Genomic DNA, 21,605 nt, shown 5'->3' on the forward strand with positions numbered 1-21,605 from the left:
TTTGTGTGCAAAAAACTTCGGCATTATATCTTGCAAAATATACTTATGAAACTTATGCGCGGGCTGTATTGTTCATGGTGCGAAACCCCGGCACAGCAACCTTTAATCTGTTGTAAAGAACGTATGAAAGTGTGTAAACCAAACCAAGCTTGATAAGGTTGAACGGGATGGTCGCAAGGATGATAAATGTAGGAAGGTTCTTGATGAACGGATTGACTGAAGAAACCATAACAACTACATCGTCAACACTGAGACCCATAGCGGCAGCATACATCGGAAGTGTGATGAAAGCATTGCAGAAGCACATCCATGCTGTACGGATGATGACATTTACAAAGAGTAAGATGACAATGCTCTTGACTGACTTGTCGGACTTCTTGTACATCAACCACATCGGGATAATGAAGACTAAAGCGCCGAGAAGGTTGGAAACCTCACCAACGTACATGCTGTTTGTTCCTACCGTGAAAAGCTTGATGAGAAGCTTTGAAATCTCAACGAAAAGAGCAGGTAACGGACCAAGAGTGAAAAGTGCGATGACGCTTGGCATATCACTGAAATCAATCTTATAAAACGGGGGGAAGAACGGAATGCTGAACTCAAGTGACATGAGTACTCCTGCAAGAGCAGCAAGAAGTCCTGTGTAAACCAGTTTCTGAATGTTGAACTTATTTGACATGATGATGTCCTCCTTAAATCAAAAGATATGAGGAAACAAGTTCTTTGAGATAAAAAAATCTCAGTACCTATTCGGGTACTGAGATAATCATAGCGTATATCACGTTTTCTTCTCTCATCCAGACTATACTGTCGGTACCGGAATCACACCGGATCATGCACAAAGGCTCGCGGACTATACCGCCGGTAGGGAATCACACCCTGCCCCGAAGAACTTATTTCATTTTCTGAATACAGACTAACACGGCGAAGCATTGCTGTCAATCTAAATTTGGGAAATGGTTTTTTTAAGTGCGTAATTATAGAACTCTTCTTTCTTATCGCCTAAAATTCGATCGGACAGCATGTACCCGTGAAGTTTATCAGACATGACTATCACCATGTTTTTCTGTTTTATAACTTTCGGTATCCTGTTCCATGGAATATTTTCATGTTGATCACCCTGTTCAACATACATTCCGCTGTCATCAAAACCAAGTACCACACCCTTTGGCATGTTTTCTTTCTGTTTGATGCTCTGACCGTATATTGCAATAGGGTGAATGACGGGAAACAGCAGGCATCCGAATATGATCAGTGCCTTTACAAAAACATTTGCTGAAGCCCAGAATCTGAACGCAAGTATCAGCATAGCTGCAGTGAAAATAATGTTTACTGTTCCCGCCAGGGATCTGTAGGTTCTGGACATGGTTATATAGAATAATTCGGAAACATTCAGTTCCATATTAAACCGGTATTTCAAACTGTCCTCCGTTTCAATAAAAAAGGGAACATCGGGGATAGATTCATTATCCCTTATGTTCCCGTAAACTCAAGTTATGATGTCAGTGGCAAAAGTATTCACGCACTGACTGGCGCTGATCCATGCGTTCGTGCGCCGTGTGCTGCCAGACACTTCTGTCACATTATCCGGCATATCCGAACATTCTTGGAACTCCCAAAGAGATTGCAGGAATAAAAGTAATAAGCAAAAGTGCTATTATCATGCAAAGGTAGAATGGAAGTGTTGCCTTTACAACTCTCTCCATCTTTACTTTTCCGACAGCAGAACCTATGAAAAGTACTGCACCTACCGGAGGTGTAAGAAGTCCTATACCACAGTTCAGTACCATCATTATTCCAAACTGTACCGGATCGATACCTATGGTTTTTGCGATAGGGAGAAGGATTGGTGTAGCTATCAGAATGATAGGTGCCATATCCATGATACATCCGAGTATAAGAAGTATCAGATTCAGTAAAAGTGCGATGATGACAGGGTTGTCTGTAACGCCTACAACGGCATTGGCTGCTATCTCAGGAACATGCAGTGTGGTAAGGCAATAGCCGAATATACTGGATGTTGAAATAAGTATGAGAACTATGGCCAAAGTATCAACACATTTTTCAAGAGCCTGCCATACACCCTTCCATGTAAGCCCCTTGTAGATATATACACTGACTATAAGACTGTATATAACGGCGATCGCTGCTGATTCTGTTGCGGTAAACCATCCTCCTACTACACCTACTACTACGATGATGACAGCGGCAAGAGCCCAAATGGATTTAACAAGCTGATTGCCCAGATTCTTAAAGGAAAACTTAGCACCCTTTGGATAGTTTCTTTTCTTGGAAATGATATAGGAACCGATCATAAGGGAAATCGCAAGTATAGCACCGGGAACGTATCCTGCAAGGAAAAGGCTTCCTACGGAGATTCCGCCTGCACTCATGGCATAAATGACCATATTATGACTCGGAGGAACCAGAAGTCCTTCACATGAAGATGTGATGGTGACAGCGGTGGAAAAGTCATCATCATATCCCTGATCAACCATCATAGGGATGAGAATGCTTCCCAAAGATGCAGTATCGGCAGATGCAGATCCGGAAATACCTCCGAAGAAGTAAGATGCAACGATATTAACCATCGCCATACCACCGGTCATCCATCCTACACAGGCATCGGCAAGATCTATCAGTTTTTCTGATATTCCACCGGTTCCCATCAGAACACCCATGGTGATGAAGAAAGGTACTGCCATAAGAGAAAATGATCTGATACCTTTGACCATCTGCTGGGATATAGTGGAAAGTGGCAACCCCTGATACATGAGGCATGCAATGGATGCCAATGCTACTGCGTATGCAACGTGGAAACGCAGAAAGATCATAATTGCAAATGTCACGAGAAGAACCGCAATTGCGGAGCTGTTAATAACCATTACCGGACCTCCTTCTTCTCATCTTTGATGAAGATTTTTCTGAAATGTCCGTAGATGGACTCCAGTTCAAAGATAAACATCGCGACTCCTGCTATAGGAATCGGATAATAGTACCATGCCCTTGAAAGCCAAGTGATACTGATGAATGTTCCCTTACTTCCAACGGTAGAGGCGTACTGCCAGCCTACAACCATCATTATCACTGCCAAAATAAGAACAAATACATCTGCAAGAATATCCAAAAATATGATCACACTTTCAGGCAGGTATCTGTCAAATGCAGTCATCCTTATATGCGCTTTACTCCTGATTGCAAGTGATGCGGACAGAACTGCCATATAGGACATAAGTGTGAGTACAACCTCCTCAACCCATGCCTGATGAGGTATGAAATCAAGATAACGTGCCAGGACTGCAAAACTGACAAGAACGATGTCTCCTATAAGCAGAATCTTGCACAAAACAAGAACGAACTTATATACGGCGTCATAGATGGGTTTTGCTTTATCCACTGTTCTGAAAAAGCTTTCCATTTCTTTCCTCCTTAAGACTTTTAAAAAGGGGCACAGCTAAGAATCTGTGCCCCCAATGTTTTTTTAACTTACTTGGCAAGATCAAGAATCTTCTGATAAAGATCTTCCTGTCCCTTGATATTGTCGGCGATGACCTGCTTTGTAGCTTCCTGCCATGGAGTCTTATCGTCAACATCCACAACATTTACTCCGCTTGCTCTAAGTGCATCAAGAACCTCGTTCTCCTTCTGCTCTGAGATTGACTTGTTGTACTCGCCTGCAGCCTTACCGGCCTCCATAAGGATATTCTGCTGCTCTTCTGTAAGCTTGTTCCATGCGTCCTCAGAGATAACAACCTGGATTGCACCAAGTGTATGTCCGTCAAGGATCAGATTAGGAGCAACCTCATCAAAAGCATTAGACTTGTAGTTTGCGATAGGCTGTTCAGCTCCATCACATACACCTGTCTGAAGTGCTGAATAAAGCTCTGTAAATGCAACCTCAGTAGCATTGGCACCAAGACCGGATACAAGACCTACCATTACAGGGTCGTTGGATACACGGATCTTCTTGCCCTTGAAATCATCAATGCCTGAAACAGGATCCTTGGTGAAGAAATGACGGAAACCTTCTTCGCCGTAGAAAAGACCTATAAGATTTGTTCCGTTCTGTGATGGCTCATCAAGGAATTCTCTTGCGAGATCTGACTCTGCAAACTTCCAGAAGTGATCTCTGCTTACAAATGTGTAAGGAAGTGAAAGAAGCTTTGACTTTTCTCCGCCATAGCTTGTAAGTGCAAATGCTGAGATTCTGGAAATATCTACTGTTCCGGTACCGCCAAGCATTCCGTCAAGAACTTCATTCTCAGTACCAAGTACGCCGCTTGCCTGAATATCAATGATGATGCTTCCGTTGGAACGACTCTCAACTTCTTCCTTGAACTTCTGTCCTGTCATACCAACTATGGTATCAAGAGGGTTTACCTCGGCATAAGTAAGGACTATGGCATCCTCTGAAGCTTTGGCAGCTGTCTCTGCAGTAGTCTCTGCAGTAGTCTCTGCTTTACTTTCTGCAGCCTTTTCGGTTGCAGCAGGTGCTGCTGAAGTGTTGCCCCCGTCAGTAGTTGTCTTTCCGCCACATGCAGCCATGGAAACAACCATAGTTGCACATAAAAGTGTTGATAAAACTTTTCTCTTCATCTCTACCTCCTTAAAATTAAAGGATAAGTTCCGTCATTATGCATTTCGGATTCCGGAACATAATATCCTTTTCACAATTAACATATGATTTGATTATAATAACTATCACCCGGAAAGTAAAGCGAAGATTGGTTACCTTGCAATATAACCTCAAATTTGAAAACACTTACAGTCGTGATATTACACAAACGATGTGAACACCAAAAGTATTTGCAGCTTACTGATGATGCATATCATACAAATTCATCTCTCATAGGATTAAAGCAGTCAAGAAGGATGCCTTCCTCAATGCATACACAACCATGCTCTATCCCATTCTTCTTTAAAAGTGTATCTCCTGCACTTACGATTTTTTTCTCATCACCTATGGTGAACTCGAATTTTCCACTGACGATATATGTGATCTGGGTATGCGGATGGGAATGCATGGCACCTATACCGCCTTTTTCGAAATGATTTTCAACCACCATCATCTCATCGGTATAACTTAAGATCTTTCGCTTTACTCCTTTGCCGCATTCCTCAAAGTCAATGTCACTGTTAAATGTCCAAATTGCATTTTTGGTATTTTTCATATATGCCTCCATAAATATTTTGATAAATTCAGTTTACAAAAAATCAGAGGGTATTTCACCTCTGATTTGTAGAATGCGGAATGATCCATATGCATCAATCACGGGATGTTTTCCTGACAAACATCACAAGTTTCATGATACATATCATATCTATAAAGAGCGCAACAGCTATGGTGCTTAATCCTACTGATATGCCGAAATTCTTTGCAACCATACCTACTATGGCTGGCATGATTATTGATCCGAAGCTGGCTGTTGTCAGTATAAAACTCCAGGCCAAACTGTATTTCTTAATGAGCTCACCCGCAAACGAAACCGTGGTGGCGTAAATTCCCGCCATAGAAAATCCAAATCCCATGATTCCGATAATGATGGGTGATGTTGTTTTGGAAGTGATAAGAACAAGAAAGAAAACAACTATGCCGATACCCATGACAGGAAGGAGATTTTCCTTTTTATGGTTTGTTGACAGCCAGGCCACCATAAGTCTTCCGGCAAGTATCATGACCCAAAGGATGCTGGCGGTTATCTGAGACAGATTAGGATTCAGAAGACCCGTGTCCTTGAAATAGGTTATCATCCATCCGATGACTCCCGATTCGGCACATAAGTAGAAAAACAGTGTTGAAGTACAAATGTAAAACAGCGGCTCCCTGAAAAATCCGAAGGCATCTTCTCTTTGTGTGCCAACTTCGGATTTATTATCTTTTTGTCCTTCATCCTCAGGGATAAGATAATAAAGAATACAGGTTATCACTCCAAGTATCGCAAGAAACCAGCATGCATAAATCCAGTGTTCACTGTTTGTTCCGGTAAAAAGCATGAGTATAAGAGGAAATAAAAAAGCTCCCACGGCAAAGCATGCATGAAGGCAGTTTAGAGCCCAGGCCATACCTGTTGCTATAGAATTGATCTTCACATTGCAATAATTGCTGGTTGCACCTCTTGCCAGGCCTGTAGCCAGAAATGCAAATACTAAAAGAGGTCTGCTGCCTGACAGCATCAGCAGCACGGAAATCGGGAAAAAGCTCTCAAACAGCAGTATGCTTTTCTTTTTTCCAATCAACAAAGGAAGCGTTCCTGAAATAAAACCGGCCAGTAGATTTCCTACCGAATGAAGACTTACTATAAGACCACAAAAGGCATAGTCAAGACTATAGGTGTCTCTCAAGAACGGAAGTAACGATCCTATGGAAAGCGCCAGCATTCCATTTGCGATAAATATCGCATAGCAAAATATAAACTCTTTTCTCCTGATAATATCGTTTTTAATAAGTATCCCTCCCCATCCGGCAGATGCATTCTACATCATACGTTAATGTAAAAGCTATTCCGGTTACGTATGATTCGGATCATAAAGCTGAAATCATCGTTCAGGAACGTGATCCGGTACTTTTGACCCTTGAATTATCATAACACATTATGAAACCGTTTTCATACATGATGAGTTATCATGTGGGGCAGGAATTATGATTTAACCGGTGATATCCTTCATTGTTCCTGTAGGAGCTGAACCAAGGAGAACACAGAAGCCGACTTCGGATTCTGCCCTGTCCTGAGCATTTTCATCATCTGCGCTTCCTACGGCTTGAATCACAGAAGTTGAAGATGTACCTGAGAGAGCTGATCCGGAGGTGTCAGTACTTTTATAGTTTGAGTTGCTTTCATAATTCAAGGTTGAACTGATGCCGGGGTTTCCTTCTTCATCCAACTTGCTTACTGCATTTATGACGGGTGTTGTGGAAGTAGCTGCACTTTTCGCAGATGTTTCCCAGGATGAATATGAAGCTGAGGTATCTTGTGATGATACAGTGTTCTGAGTAGCTGTTACAGCATCATCTAAGCTTGAAACTGCATTTATAACCGGTGTTGAAACATAGTTTCTGCTGCTTTCTGATGATGCAGATACAGCTGAATATGATGAGACCGACTGAACCGAACTTATCTCATCTGTTGCAGCTGAAGCAGCTGTGATAGTAGGCACCTGAGTCTGAGAGACTCTGGTACCTGTATTTTGAGAAGAGGAGGTACCTGTACCTGATGTGACTGTAGAGGCAGTGACATAATTTGTATTGTTGTTTAAAACGGTTGATTGTGATGTAGTAGCTGTTGTTGAGGATGATAGCTGAGTTGTTCCAGGTAATGATGAAATCGTTACAACATTGTCGGCCAATGCTGTGCCGGCTGAACCCATAGTTATAAAACTGCTCATCATCAAAATCGCAGAAAGTTTTGTGATAGATTTCTTCATGGTTTTTCCTTTATCATAGCAATCATTACTGACTGAAATATCGTGATGTGTCATATTGTTACTTACATTATATCTTTATTTTTTACTTTGATATTTTACATTTGTTCTACGATTTAAGGATGTAAAAAACACGATTCATGGATTACATGAATCGTGTTTTTAATGAAGTACTGATTAACTTAGTGTTTCCTTAGCGCCTCGGGCGTCTGGACACGTGTTTTTAAAGGGAATTGATGCCTTGCATCAGGAATCCGACTGGGGAAACGCTTTAATCAGCGTTTTATTAAGTATTTATCCCGGAACAATGCATAGACTGTATCCTCCGGAAGTCATGTCACGAAGGGCTTCCGAACTGTCGGCCTGGGATAACTGATATATTGCGGAACCATCAGTATCTTTCCAGAAATATGTTCCGTCAGACTCTTCTGCTTCCCCGAAGAGATTGCTGAGTATCTGCTGCATTTCTTCTTTTGACTTTCCCGTATCTTTTGAATCGATGGTTACTTTTGAAAGGCCATCGCCTCTAAAATGGAAAAGTACCGAAACCGGTGAATCAAAATTAAGTATATATAGATGCCCTGAATAGAGTTTACGGCCATTTCCGTCTGTATCACCTGTTTCGGTAAGACTTACAGCAAAGTTTTCGCATATACGCCTAAATTCTGATGAAGAATTGGATAAAGATACATTATCGGATGAGAACACATCCTTTCCTTTACGAAATGAACCCGAACAAATTACGGTTTTGTCTGAAGAACCGAGTTCCGACAACAATGCGTTCTTTCTCTTTGCTATGCCGAGTATGATATCACCTATCACTGCCGAAGCATCTGCAACTTCATCCTGACTTATGTCTTCTATGGATTTTGCGGAACCCGCCTTTTCGACAGTTGCCTGCCTGAGATATGCAGATGGGATCCCGTTTATATGAAAAGCTGCCGAGCAGTTATGCTTATCCTGATCTGTTGAAGTTTTCTGTCCTGTCATCTTCTTAAGAGAAGCAGAAAGAGAGGATGCAACAGGATTGTTGATTCCGTTTGCTGTATAAATCTCAAATCCTGTGTAGTCGCTTAATGCTTTCATATCAAAAGAAATGTCACAGGCGATACGAGCTTTCTCTTCTTCAGATAATGATTCTATATATCTGTATGCGGCATCCTGTCCTTCTCTTCCGTCTTTCGAAATCATAAACCGGATTTCAAAATCAGCGTCTAAGGCGGATAGCTTCTGCGCCAATGATTCAAGCACTGCTATATCTCCTGCTCCTTCGGAAAATCCATCCCGGGAAGAATCACACGGAAGTGCCGTTGATATAAGAATGATGTCAGAAGAATCGCCGGAAACAGAGGCTTTTTTCACTGCACTGAGATATCTGACAGTCTGCAATGAATCTTTGTTTTCCTGATCAGAACACCTCGGATCTGTATCATGGTTATCCTGGTGCGATTCATCAGATGTTTCCTCATGCGTGTCATCTTCGGTTTTTATGACCTGTTTGCCGGAATTGATGTCTGTTGTTTCGACAAATGACTTTACATTCACATCATATCCGTATCCTGCAAGTCTTCCGGACAGAGCATCAAGCTGGGTCTTTTCATTTTCGGCTTCGTTTCCGCTATGATCTTTATAAACATTTTCAATGGCCTGCAATGAAGATTTCACATACTTTTTGTAGTCGGAACCGTCTGTTCGAATATGCTGGTACACGAGTCTGGGCATAAGCATCAGCACGGAAAGCAGCAATGCCATGATTCCGGAGCAGATGTACTGTTTCTCTTTATACAGATAACCGTGGAGCAGCTGCATGGCACTGTATACTATGGTGAGCACGCCGGTTACATATATCAAAAGCAGGATGATGTCAAAGGGGTCTTTAAGTAGATTGGAAAGATTCATAGCTTACTGGTGCAGACCCTTGATGGTTTCAATAAGTTCAATGTCATCCTGAAGTACTCTCAGATTTGTTGTTACAGGCTGTTCGCCGGGTTTTGTGACAGTCATCTCGATGACAGAACCAACCGGAATGCTGGTGGACAGTTCATGACTGATAAATGACATAACCTTAGGATGATTGCTCTGAAACTTTTTGAATACTCCTGCAACTTTGAACATATCTGCTGGATTTAACATGATTACCTCCGAAAAAAGATGACAGTTATCAATGTCATCAAAATTTATCTTCACTATAGTACGCCAAAACAACAGTTTTAGGAAGTGAAAAATAGCCCTATCCCGGTTTATACAGAGCGGTTTACAGACAGTTACCGCTTCTTCTCTTCCCGCTCAAGGGTGAACCAGAAGTCAACGCCGGTTCTTGTATTCTTCGCTCCGCACTTCTGATGATGAGCGCTTACGATGGCCTTGACTATGCTTAGACCGAGACCACTGCCGCCGTAGCTTCTGGTGTGTGCCTTATCCACTTTGAAGAATTTCTCCCATATCTTCTCAAGATCCTCTTCAGGAATTGGTTTTCCGGTATTTGATACGTGGATGGAAATGATTCCATCCGGTTCTCTCTCGGAGAATATACTTATATTGTTTGGAGCCTCAAGATGGTGAAGAGCGTTATTGAGATAATTGGTGATTATCTGCTCTACCTTGAACTCATCAGCCCATACCATTGTGCCTTCCGGTATATCGACTTCCACATGAGCATCCTGCTGCTTTATGAGAATGTCTGATTTACTGATGACCCCATTCACAACCTTGGAAATATCAAAAAGTGCGAAATCAGGAAGATCCTTACCCTGTTCAATGGAGCTAAGATTCATCAGTGCATGAACCAGCTTATTCATCCTCTGGGCCTCATCCACGATGACTCCACAGTAGTAGGCTCTGGATTCAGGATCGTCGGCAAGCCCTTCATTGAGCCCTTCCGCATAGCCTTGTATAAGAGCGATAGGAGTTTTAAGTTCGTGTGAGACATTGGCCACAAACTCTTTCTGACGTTCCGCATATCGTGTCTTGTTTTCGATATCGGACTGAAGCTCGTTGTTGGCGGTCTTCAGGTCGGCAATGGACTTTTGAAGTCTCTCTGAAAGTGTGTTCATGGAGTTTCCGAGGACACCGATTTCGTCAAGCGAATCACCGTTATACCTTGCAGAAAAGTCCTGAGCGGAAATCTTTTCACTGAGACGTGCAAGCTGGTTTATAGGTTTTGTGATCTCACGGCTCATGAAGTAAACGATGACAGAGCCTCCAAGCATTGCAAAAACTCCTATGAAAAGCAGGAATCTGTTAAAGAAGCTGACGGATTCCTTGACACTTGACACCGGCATCGACATGATGAAGCAGGTTGTGTTATCGGAAAAATATCCCCAGCTTTCAAGATATGTGTTTTTCGAAATGTCATCTACGTTTTTCTCAATGGTGTAATTATCAAAAGATCTGACCATCTGTCTGGTAGTATAATTCCGGTTTCCGAAGATATACTGATTAAGCTTACGGGACTGAAAATTCAGATCACCGAAGGTGGAGAATATAGTGTCAGTCTTTGTGTCCATGACGATGACATTGACATTGTAGGTCTCGGACAGCTGTTTCAGATAGGTTGTGGCCGGAGTTTCCGTGTCAGGATTCGAAGTGTCATAGTTGGAAGGAAAAAGTTTTGATGCCCCTGCTTCGGTGTCAGCTGACAGCTTTATCATATTGTTTAATGTTTCGTAAGCGTGCTCAAGGGTGGTTATCTTCTCTCTGGTATAGTAACGCTCCAACAGAAACGTATTCGCCAGCAGTACAGTGGTAAGCACCAGTGCGATAAGGCAGATGAAGATACACGTGTATCTCCACTTTATACTTTTTTTGATCAAAGGGATTCTTTTCATAAAATCTTTTTCCGCATATATAGCAATGTCTCTTTATGTAAACGGAAGATCCGTTCTGTTTGTAAGGGTTGTCGTCAGACAGCTTCAAATTTATAGCCCATGCCCCAAACGGTCTTAATGTAGTCGCCCTTTTCACCCATTTTTGCCCTAAGTTTCTTTACATGTGTGTCGATGGTTCGGGCATCACCGAAATAGTCATAGTTCCAGACATTGTTGAGGATTTTTTCACGGGAAAGTGCGATTCCCTTGTTCTCAATGAAATAAAGCAGAAGCTCGTACTCCTTGAAGCTAAGTTCAACTTCTGCCCCGTCTATCTTTACGGAATGGGCAGATTTATCCAGTTCTATGCCACCGATGTTTATGACATCGTCCTGATTGACACCTGAACGGCGAAGGATTGCTTCGACTCTTGCCACCAGAATCTTTGGTGAAAACGGCTTGGAAATGTATTCATCCGCTCCGTACTCAAAGCCCTTCAGTTCATCCTGTTCTTCAGAACGTGCTGTAAGCATTATCACAGGAACCTTACTATGCTCACGGACGGTTTTCAGTACGTCCCATCCGTTCATCCTGGGCATCATGACATCAAGGATTATGAGGGCAATGTCTTTATCCGAGAAGAATTTGTCGATGGCCTCTTCGCCATCCGCAGCTTCGAGAACATCATAATCCTTTATTTTAAGAAAGTCAGAAATAAGCTTTCTCATTCTGTCTTCATCATCAACTACAAGTACTTTTAAACGATCCATATATGCCTCTGTTCTTTTTTAGACGTATCAGTTCTTTTGAATCCCCTCCTGAATAAACCTGCTGGGGCTGCAATTCTTACTATATCTTTTATCTGTGAAGTAAATGTGAAATTCCTTACGTGCTCTTGTAAGAGCCACATAGAAGGCTCTGCGCTCCTCTTCGATATCGTCTTTTGTCACGGCTTTGGAAGATGGAACTATTCCTTCGTTCACATCTATGAGGTGGACAATGTCAAATTCAAGCCCCTTGCTGGAGTGGAATGTCATAAGCCGGATTCCTTTATCTTTTTCCGGTTTCATTTTTTTCAGTTCTTCTCCATAGCTGTCAACGAATTCAAGCCACTTTTTCTTATCAGGGAAAGCCTTCGCAGATTCTTCGATTTCATCCATTATAGCATGTATATCGGAAAGATTCTGATGAGTCTCCCGGGCTTTTGCTTCAAGATGCTCCTCATATCCGATCTTCTTTCTGATGTAGATGATGGCGGCCACAGTAGGCAGTTGCCTGAGCGTTTGAAGGTTTTTAAGTAAAACATCAATGCTATGCAGGATTTCCGGTGATTCCCTGTAGTAGGCTTTCAGCTTATTAAAATCAGGTATTCTGTTATCCAGTGCTTTTCTTGATATATACCGAAGGGGTTTATTCATGATTCTGAGGAAATCCGCCCGTGTTCCCATACCCATGGCAAGTCTGATGTAGGAAATCAGATCCAGAGCGGTTCCGCATTCGTACATATTTTTGATCTTGTTTTTTAATGAAAACGGAATCCGGAGAAGTGTAAGTTTTCTTGCGATTCGCTGCGATAGCATTTCAGTTCTGAAAAGTACCGCAATCTCTTCAGGAGGTATACCGGACTTCAGAGATTTCTTTATATTGTGGATGACATATTCATATTCTTTTTTAGGATCGGTGGCCCTATGGCAGTAAATGCTTCCGCCGTTACCGTTTACAGCTGTAACTTTCTTTTTGAACCGCATATTGTTGTGATTTATGATATTTACAGCGAAGCTTACTATCTCTTTTTTGGAACGATAGTTATTACCAAGAAGTATCCTTTTGGAATCGGGATAATCCTTTTCGAAGCCAAGCATAATGGAGGGTTCCGCACCTCTGAACCGGTATATGGACTGGTCATCATCACCTACAATGAATAAATTGTTTTGCGGTGCTGCAAGCATTCTCACTATACTGTATTGAATCGGACTGATATCCTGAAATTCATCCACAAGTATGTAACGAAATCTGTTTTGCCAGAGCCGGAGTTCTGATGGTTCCTTGAGGAAAAGCTCATGACAAAGAAGCAGCATATCATCAAAATCAAGTAACCGTTGTGCCTGTAGCTCTGCTTTATAATTGCTTATGATGCGGTGGAATTTCTCAGTATCAATAAGCTTGGATATGAAAGGTTTGCTGCCATTCGCAGAATCGGAGCTGTCACAGGATGCGATCATGGATTTGTATTTTGATATTTCAGACAGCAGAAGTCTGAAGAAATCCGAGTCATAGGAGCTGTCGATACGCTCTTTGGCCACAAGATCTTTGAGAATCAGTATTTTATCTTTGTCGGTGATGATGTTTTTGAAAGAAAGATGGTATCGGAGACGCAGTATAAAGAAAAAGATCGAATGAAATGTTCCGAAAGTGACCTGATGCCCTGAGATATCTCCGGGGGTCTGTAAGGACAGATCAGTGATGGATGAAGGTTTATGAGAGATGTCAGATGTTTTGTTATTTTGATCAAGAATTGTATGGGGTTCATGTTTATTTACATATCCTGTACAGGAATACCTTTTTTCTCTGACCAGACGGTTGAATCTGGTTTCCATTTCCTGAGCTGCGTCCTTTGTGAATGTTATAACCAGTATATCTTCCGATGGAATGCCTGTATCTAAAAGGTGCAGAATCCGGTGTGTTATTACTGTTGTTTTTCCTGATCCGGGTCCGGCAAGTACCATAGCCGGGCCGTTCACATGTTCTATTGCCTGTATTTGTTCATTAGAAAAGCTCATGGCACAAGTGTACCATGAGCTTTTCAAGTTGCATATTGTCTGAATTTAGACCATATAATGACGTGAGTGTCAGTTCAGACCTGCTCCGTACAGTATCTTTGCAAGTTCTGAATCCTTATCAAGAATTATAGTCTTATCTCCTCTGCCGCTCAATGATGTCTTAAGGGCATCAAGTGATCGGATATAGTTATAGAAATCTGCCTTTTCAGTAGAGTTGTAGGCTTCTGACAGAGTCTTCATATACTCTGCTTCACCCTCGGCTTCAATGATGGCTGCCTTCTTTTTGGCTTCAGCTTCCATGATGGTTACCTGACGATTGGTGTCATTTCTTATCTTCTGAGCCTGGCTGTCACCCTGAGCTTTATATGAGGCTGCGATGTTCTGACGCTCAGAGATCATTCTTTCGTAAACAGCTTCCTTGTTGTCATCAGGAAGGTCAAGAGCCTTTATCTTGGCCTCGGTGATAGTGATTCCATATCCACCGATGTCAGAATTGGAATCTTCTGTTATGAGCTTTGTGAGCTGCTCGCCTCTTGCAGCAATGACTTCGTCCTGAGACATTGATGAAATAGTGTTCTTTGTGGCATTGTAAACTGCAACGCCGACACGATCTTCAGCGGCTCTGGTGGAAGCATTGAGAGTCTGGGTGAACTTTACCGGATCTGTGACTTTCCAGAGAATGAAGTCATCCGCAATCATGGATTTTTTGTCCTTTGTGATAACATCAGACGGCTGGATGTCATATATCTGGAGGTCCTTTGGAATGTATCGGACAGTCTCAAGGAAAGGAACCTTTGCATAAAGACCTGCTTCAGTGCTGACTCTGGTGATTCTTCCAAGGTGTGTTACAACACCGTACTCGTTGGGAGCAACTGTGTAAAAAGAGGAATTTGACAGGAATAAAAGTCCAAGAAGGATAATCACTGCAATCACTCTTATTATGTTAAATGATTTCTTCATGGTGCACTCTCCTCCTCAGTTTCATCCTCTGTTACAGTATCAGGTTTGACACTGTAAGATGTAGCAGTCTGTGTATTGCCTGTTGATGAACCTGTGAAACTCTCAAGAGGAAGCATTGTCTGGGTGCCGCCGTCATCGATGATGACCTTGAGATCAGGAAGTACATCTTCCATTGTCTCATAGAAAAGGCGCTGTTTGGTGATAAGCGGATTAAGCTTGTACTGCTCGTACATGGCATTAAATCTGGCAACCTGACCTTCAGCCTCGGCGATTCTCGCTTCTTTCTTTGCCTCTGCCTGCTTTTCGATCTTGTCGGCATTGGCTTCGGCTGCAGGAAGCTGCTCTGATTTGTACTTGTTGGCATTGTTTATGGATGTCTCTGATCCCTGCTTTGCGTTTTCAACCGCCTTGAAAGCAGACATTACTTCCTGATTTGGCGGTTCAACGTCCTGAATGGAAACATTTACAACCTCAAGACCGATGTTTGCCTGTGTAAGAGCATTTACAAGAGAATCACGAACGTCTGACTGGACTTTGTTTTTGCTTGTCGTCATGACATCGTCAACGTTGTAGTTGGAAACGATGGTACGTATTGCTGCCTGAGCAAGATTTTCGAGTATTGACTTCGGATTGCTTGAATTGTAAAGGTAGCTTACCGGGTCAGATACGCGGTACTCAATATAGAAATCCGTGTTAACAAAGTTAAAGTCCGAGGTGATCATCAGAGACTGTTCACTGACTGATTCTGCTCTTCCGTTTTCTCCGGCATCTTCGTCGTATACCCTGTAACCGATAGGAATACCATAGGTTGTTGTGCGTACCTTGTGGACAGTATCAACAAACGGAATCTTGAAGTACATTCCGGCGGTTTTAACATCCTGAACCTTTCCGAATCTGGTAACTACCGCCTGTTCCTGTTCCGATACTCTGTATAGACCGGATGTAACAAAGCTGAAAGCCAAAAATACAATTACTATAAGTACAAAGACTTTCAGCAGTTTTCCGAAGCTTTCCTTTGCTTTTTTCGGATCAGGCATATCGATATGCGGCATTCCCGGACCGTTGCCGGTTCCGCCATTTGTGAAGTTTTTCATAAACTCTTTCCCTCTCATAGTTAGTATCAGCGTTTTTAGCCTCTGTGCTCTATATCATCCGCAATTTCATTGGACTTTCCGGCTGTTTCAAGAGTTGTTGAAGTGCTTCTTTCATTGAGACAAGGATCAACAGGTCTTGACTTTTTCTCCTTAGGGGACTTATCTATCTCCGTATAATCACCGATTCCCAGAGCCTCTGTTACTGCTCCGAGAGATGAAACGGTTGCTGAAAGATCTGTAGGAAGGAATATCTTTGTAGCACGGCCGTCAGCCACAGTCTTAAGGGCCTCAAGACCGCGAAGCTTGAGAACGGTTTCATTTACATTTGCAGACTTAAGCATTTCAAGACCTTCTGCCTCTGCCTTGTAAACAAGCTTAACAGACTCGGCTTTACCTTGGGCGATGGCAATCTGGGCATCTCTCTCAGCTTCCGCAGCAAGAACCTTTGCGCGCTTGTCACCTTCTGCTCTCTTAACGATAGACTCCTGATGAGCCTCTGCCTGAAGGACAGTCTCACGTCTCTCACGCTCTGCTCTCATCTGTTTTGTCATGACTTCCTCGATCTCACGAGGCGGCTGAATGTTCTTTACCTCAACTCGTGTAACCTTGATGCCCCATGGATCTGTTGCGGTGTCAAGAGCCATCTGCATCTTGCTGTTGATGATGTCTCTGCCTGAAAGTGTCATATCAAGTTCCATCTCACCTACGATTGAACGAAGGTTTGTGGCTGTGAGATTGGCAAGACCGCTCATGGCATTTTCGATTCCGTACTGATAAGCTTTGGGATCGAAAACAGTCATGTAAACTACAGAATCAATGGAAATGGTAACATTATCCTTTGTGATAACAGGCTGCGGATCAAAGTCACAAACCTGCTCTTTAAGTGAGATCTTTCTGAAAACTCTGTCAATGATCGGCATCTTGAAGTGAAGACCCGCTTGCCAAGTATCATGATACTTTCCGAGGCGCTCAACATTAACGGCATACCCTTGTGGAACCACTTTGATGCAACCGCTAAGTACAAAAATCACAATGACCAGTAAAGGTAATGAAAAAATAAATCCCATACTATACTCTCCCGTCTGTCCTTCTTGGTGAAGAACTAAAAAATATTTTCGCTCGCCGTTATCCGGCAGTGAGTCCGGGTCATCAGATGTATGTTCATATTCATAAGTGGGCTTGAATGATGGACTGTCATCTGATACCAAACCTACTTAATAATAACATAAGTTATAAAGATAATTTCTTAACGATTGTATACGAAAAAAAGAAGTTCGTGAGTAACCTATTCTGCTATATATAATGTGGTATAGAACCGGTGGGTATACGTTAAGAAACGTTTAGCTGAGTTGTGAAAAATCAAAATAGCCTGCCTTAGAACCACTTGGAATAATTTTCCCTGACATCATCGGCAATTCTGAGCTTTCATCCGGAAAACTCAGAAACCGCCGATGACCTAGTGATCCTTAGGAGGCTATTTTAGATTTCTCCGACGAATTGACCCGTTTTTAAACGGCTGGCTGCTGGTTCTGATCGATTGTAATAATCGGATGTACTATCACCAATAAAGTAAAAGAAAAAAGCAAGGGATAGGTGCCAATGCTTATGGTTTGAAAGAACAGAATGTACTGTCAAACTTGTGAGCAGGCACACGACCCTTGCTTTTTTGTTCATTTTGATACGTAGTGGGGAGGAATTATCCTTCCAGCTTTCTGATTCCGGCCTCAAGTCTCTTGATAGACTCTTCCTTGCCGAGAACCTCCATGATCTCTGTTGCTCCTGCAGGTGTCATCTGCTTGCCTGAAAGAGCGATACGGATAGGCCACATTACGAAACCTGTCTTAAGCTCCTTCTCCTTTCCGTATTCTGAAAGAAGTGCGAAAAGAGCATCGTTAGAGTAATCCTCCTGAGCCTTGAGAAGAGGAAGAACATCCTTAAGAAGCTCAAGTGAGTTCTCAAGATTTGTCTTTGACTTCTTGTTTACATAAAGCTCTGTTCCGTACTCAGGAACTTCCTCGAAGAATGAAATCATCTCCGGGATATCCGGGAATATCTCGATACGTGTCTTGACCATAGTGGCAATGTGCTTGAAGTCAAGAGGCTTTTTGATGGTCTCTTGGATGAAAGGAAGAGCTCTTTCATAGTACTTGTCGAAATCCATAGCCTTGATATACTCGCCGTTCATCCAGCGAAGCTTGCCCATATCGAAAACAGCAGGACTCTTTGAGATACGTGTGTAATCAAACTTACGGATCAGATCCTGAAGTGACATAATTTCCTCATTGTCATCAGGTGACCATCCGAGAAGAGCTACGAAGTTAACTACTGCCTCTGCTACAAAGCCCTGATCGATGAGATCCTCAAAAGAAGAATGACCTGAACGCTTTGAAAGCTTCTTGTGGTTCTCGTCTGTGATGAGTGGACAGTGAATGTACTTTGGAATCTCCCATCCGTATGCGTCATAGAGACGGTTGTACTTTGGACTTGAACTCAGATACTCGTTACCACGAACAACGTGGGTGATTCCCATGAGATGATCGTCGATAACATTGGCGAAATTGTATGTAGGGAATCCGTCAGACTTGATAAGAACCATGTCATCAAGCTCGGAGTTATCTACTGTAACATCTCCGTAAAGCTCGTCGTGGAATGTTGTTGTTCCCTCTGTAGGGTTGTTCTGACGGATAACGTATGGCTTTCCTGCCTTAAGGTTCTCCTCAACCTCTTCCTTTGAGAGACCGAGACAATGCTTATCATAGTGCATGATCTCTTCACCGTTAACTGTTGTCTTCAGAGTTTCAAGACGCTCCTTTGTACAGAAACAGTAGTAAGCCTTGCCTTCGTTAACCAGTTGCTTTGCATAGTCCATGTAAACACCGGACTGTACTCTCTCTGACTGAACGTATGGTCCGCAATTGCCGGGCTTATCAGGAGACTCATCAGGGATGAGACCTGTATCATCAAGAGTTCTGTTGATAAGGTCTACTGCACCTTCAACAAGACGCTCCTGATCTGTATCCTCGATTCTTAAAAGAAAATCGCCGTCCTCATGCTTAGAAATGAGGTAAGCATACAGTGCAGTTCTTAAGTTACCAACATGCATTCTTCCGGTTGGTGACGGAGCGTATCGTGTTCTGATCTTCATTTTGTTCTCCTAAATGTAAAGAAGGGACTGTCGCCAGCCCCCGCTTTTAGATTTAAAATTCTTTATTTCTTAATGCATAGGGAATTACATTATCATGAAATCCCCTATGCTGATGTTTTAAAACTGAATCAATCCTTGAGATCCTGTGGTCTCATGGTAAGGTTGATTCTACCCATCTTGTCGACTTCCTGTACCTTTACAGTTACTTCGTCGCCGATGTTTACAACATCCTCAACCTTTTCAACTCTGCCGTCAGCGAGCTTTGAGATGTGAACCATACCGTCCTTATTAGGGCTTAACTGTACGAATGCACCGAAGTTCATGATACGTACAACCTTTCCTGTAAGTATCTGACCGGGTTCTATGTCATTAACGATGGACTCGATGATCTTCTTTGCCTTCTCAAGTGCGGAAAGATCAATGCCGGAGATAGATACCATACCGTTATCGTCGATATCGATCTTTGCGCCTGTCTCGTCAATGATTCCGTTGATGGTCTTTCCCTGCTTACCGATGACATCACCGATCTTCTCAGGATCAATCTGGATGGTAATAATCTTTGGAGCATATGGTGAAAGCTCCTTACGAGGCTCTGCGATAGCATCCTTCATAACACCGTCCATGATGAAAAGACGTGCTTCGTGTGCTCTCTTGATAGCCTCTGTTACGATATCCTTTGTAAGACCGTGAATCTTGATATCCATCTGGATAGCAGTGATACCTTCGTGAGTACCTGTTACCTTGAAATCCATGTCGCCGAAGAAGTCCTCAAGCCCCTGGATATCTGTAAGTACGAGATAATCATCATCTGTATCACCGGTTACAAGACCGCAGCTGATACCTGCTACAGGCTCTTTGATAGGAACACCGGCTGCCATAAGTGAAAGGCATGATGCACAGGTTGAACCCATTGATGTTGAACCGTTGGACTCCATAGTCTCGGATACTGCACGGATGGCATAAGGGAACTCTTCTACTGATGGAAGTACAGGAAGAAGTGCTCTCTCTGCAAGTGCTCCGTGACCGATCTCACGACGTCCCGGTCCGCGGCTTGCCTTGGCCTCACCTACTGAGTATCCTGGGAAATTATACTGGTGAAGGTATCTCTTCTCTGTGATGAACTCATTAAGTTCCTCAACCTTCTGAACCTCTGAAAGAGGAGCAAGAGTTACGATATCAAGGATCTGAGTCTGTCCACGCTTGAACATGGCAGAACCGTGTACTCTCGGGATGAGATCCACTTCAGCCTCAAGAGGTCTGATCTCGTCAATCTTACGTCCGTCAGGTCTCTTGTGATCCTTGAGGATCATCTTACGAACAGTCTTCTTCTCGTACTGATATACAGCATCAGGAAGGATGGCAAGAGGCTCTTCATCCTCTTGAAGAGCCTCTTCAAGCTTCTTTGTAACTTCAGCGATGTTTGCATCTCTTTGCTGCTTATCATCTGTAAATACAGCCTTCTCCATCTCCTCAGGAGGAACGATAGACTTGATTCTCTCGAAGAGCTCCTCAGGAACTGCAGCACTTACGTACTCCATCTTAGGCTTTCCGCACTCTGCGATGATGGAATCGAAGAAACCGATGATCTGCTTGTTTACTTCATCAGCCTTGTAGATAGCTTCGATCATCTTGTCATCGGAAATGCAGTTTGCGCCTGCCTCGATCATGATGACTTTATCACGTGTTGAAGCTACTGTAAGAGCAAGATCTGATACAGCCTTTTCTGCGTTTGTAGGGTTGATGATGAACTCACCGTTGATCATACCAACCTGTGTTGATGCACATGGGCCATCCCAAGGTACATCTGATATAGCTGTTGCAAGGGATGAACCAAGCATGGCAAGAAGTTCAGGTGAACAATCCTGATCAACTGACATAACAAGGTTGTCAACGAGACAGTCGTTTCTGAAATCCTTAGGGAAAAGAGGTCTCATAGGACGGTCGATGACACGTGATGTAAGGATTGCATTGTCACCTGCACGGCCCTCTCTCTTCTTGAATCCACCAGGGAATTTACCAACTGAATACATCTTCTCCTCATACTCAATCTGGAGCGGGAAGAAGTCAATGCCGTCACGTGGAGCGGCTGAAGCGGTACATGTTGAAAGAACTGTTGTATCGCCATAGTGCATAAGAGCTGCACCGTTTGCCTGAGCACAAACACGACCGATATCAACGGTGAGTGTTCTGCCGGCGAGTTCCATAGAATAACTCTTGTACATTTATACCTCCTAATAATGACAGAGAGGTCCAAAAACACTAATCAGACTCTGTTTCGACCTGCAAATGATCTGTGTGCTAAACTGTTTATATCAATGTCTAAGACTTCACAAATCAAAACCGGATCTCATCAGTGATCTCGGATGACTCTCCTGTCATAAATATATACATAGTATGGATA

18 protein-coding genes and 1 riboswitch are annotated in these 21,605 nt (G+C 42.8%); all 18 genes read right to left on the reverse strand.

Annotated features, from left to right (window positions below; genetic code table 11):
• Positions 1-52 precede the first annotated feature (52 nt).
• The 18 genes from BM294_RS09380 to BM294_RS09465 all read right to left on the reverse strand — a co-directional run bounded on the left by BM294_RS09380 (position 53) and on the right by BM294_RS09465 (position 21,426).
• Complete coding sequence (locus tag BM294_RS09380; RefSeq protein WP_091207356.1) at positions 53-679, reverse strand: ECF transporter S component; 627 nt, start codon at positions 677-679, stop codon at positions 53-55.
• A gap of 102 nt (positions 680-781) precedes the next feature.
• Positions 782-896, reverse strand: a riboswitch (FMN riboswitch).
• Between the two features lie 47 nt (positions 897-943).
• Positions 944-1,420 carry a YcxB family protein gene (locus BM294_RS09385; protein WP_139225869.1) on the reverse strand — a complete coding sequence of 159 codons (477 nt, stop codon included), beginning with the start codon at positions 1,418-1,420 and terminating at the stop codon, positions 944-946.
• A gap of 163 nt (positions 1,421-1,583) precedes the next feature.
• Complete coding sequence (locus tag BM294_RS09390; RefSeq protein WP_091207360.1) at positions 1,584-2,885, reverse strand: TRAP transporter large permease; 1,302 nt, start codon at positions 2,883-2,885, stop codon at positions 1,584-1,586.
• Entirely contained in the window at positions 2,885-3,418 is a 534-nt protein-coding gene (locus tag BM294_RS09395; protein ID WP_091207362.1) for a TRAP transporter small permease, read from the reverse strand. Before BM294_RS09395 ends, BM294_RS09390 begins: the two co-directional genes overlap by 1 nt.
• 68 nt (positions 3,419-3,486) lie before the next feature.
• Positions 3,487-4,596, reverse strand: a complete 1,110-nt coding sequence (locus BM294_RS09400) for a TRAP transporter substrate-binding protein (protein ID WP_091207364.1) — start codon at positions 4,594-4,596, stop codon at positions 3,487-3,489.
• Between the two features lie 233 nt (positions 4,597-4,829).
• Positions 4,830-5,171, reverse strand: a complete 342-nt coding sequence (locus tag BM294_RS09405; protein WP_091207366.1) for a cupin domain-containing protein — start codon at positions 5,169-5,171, stop codon at positions 4,830-4,832.
• 94 nt (positions 5,172-5,265) lie between these two features.
• Positions 5,266-6,450 carry an MFS transporter gene (locus BM294_RS09410; RefSeq protein WP_330389850.1) on the reverse strand — a complete coding sequence of 395 codons (1,185 nt, stop codon included), beginning with the start codon at positions 6,448-6,450 and terminating at the stop codon, positions 5,266-5,268.
• Positions 6,451-6,645: 195 nt separating this feature from the next.
• Positions 6,646-7,422 (reverse strand): hypothetical protein, encoded by a 777-nt coding sequence (locus BM294_RS09415; protein WP_091207377.1) that lies wholly within the window; start codon positions 7,420-7,422, stop codon positions 6,646-6,648.
• A 291-nt stretch (positions 7,423-7,713) separates the two neighbouring features.
• Positions 7,714-9,318, reverse strand: coding sequence for a zinc-binding metallopeptidase family protein (locus tag BM294_RS09420; protein WP_091207379.1), 1,605 nt, complete (start codon positions 9,316-9,318; stop codon positions 7,714-7,716).
• A 3-nt stretch (positions 9,319-9,321) separates the two neighbouring features.
• Complete coding sequence (locus tag BM294_RS09425) at positions 9,322-9,552, reverse strand: hypothetical protein (RefSeq protein WP_242944497.1); 231 nt, start codon at positions 9,550-9,552, stop codon at positions 9,322-9,324.
• Between the two features lie 131 nt (positions 9,553-9,683).
• Positions 9,684-11,246, reverse strand: a complete 1,563-nt coding sequence (locus tag BM294_RS09430; protein WP_175494620.1) for a sensor histidine kinase — start codon at positions 11,244-11,246, stop codon at positions 9,684-9,686.
• Positions 11,247-11,320: 74 nt separating this feature from the next.
• Positions 11,321-11,995, reverse strand: coding sequence for a response regulator transcription factor (locus BM294_RS09435; RefSeq protein WP_091207381.1), 675 nt, complete (start codon positions 11,993-11,995; stop codon positions 11,321-11,323).
• Positions 11,996-12,022: 27 nt separating this feature from the next.
• Positions 12,023-14,005 carry an ATP-dependent helicase gene (locus BM294_RS09440; RefSeq protein ID WP_091207383.1) on the reverse strand — a complete coding sequence of 661 codons (1,983 nt, stop codon included), beginning with the start codon at positions 14,003-14,005 and terminating at the stop codon, positions 12,023-12,025.
• Positions 14,006-14,074: 69 nt separating this feature from the next.
• Positions 14,075-14,965, reverse strand: coding sequence for a protease modulator HflC (hflC, locus tag BM294_RS09445; RefSeq protein WP_091207385.1), 891 nt, complete (start codon positions 14,963-14,965; stop codon positions 14,075-14,077).
• Positions 14,962-16,059, reverse strand: a complete 1,098-nt coding sequence (gene hflK, locus BM294_RS09450) for an FtsH protease activity modulator HflK (protein WP_242944498.1) — start codon at positions 16,057-16,059, stop codon at positions 14,962-14,964. Before hflK ends, hflC begins: the two co-directional genes overlap by 4 nt.
• Positions 16,060-16,094: 35 nt before the next feature.
• Positions 16,095-17,126 (reverse strand): SPFH domain-containing protein, encoded by a 1,032-nt coding sequence (locus BM294_RS09455; protein WP_091207387.1) that lies wholly within the window; start codon positions 17,124-17,126, stop codon positions 16,095-16,097.
• Between the two features lie 629 nt (positions 17,127-17,755).
• Positions 17,756-19,204, reverse strand: coding sequence for a glutamate--tRNA ligase (gene gltX, locus BM294_RS09460; protein ID WP_091207389.1), 1,449 nt, complete (start codon positions 19,202-19,204; stop codon positions 17,756-17,758).
• 128 nt (positions 19,205-19,332) lie between these two features.
• Complete coding sequence (locus BM294_RS09465; protein ID WP_091207391.1) at positions 19,333-21,426, reverse strand: polyribonucleotide nucleotidyltransferase; 2,094 nt, start codon at positions 21,424-21,426, stop codon at positions 19,333-19,335.
• Positions 21,427-21,605: the final 179 nt, after the last annotated feature.

Origin of the sequence: Oribacterium sp. WCC10 (assembly GCF_900113415.1) — a bacterium.
GTDB lineage: Bacteria > Bacillota > Clostridia > Lachnospirales > Lachnospiraceae > Oribacterium.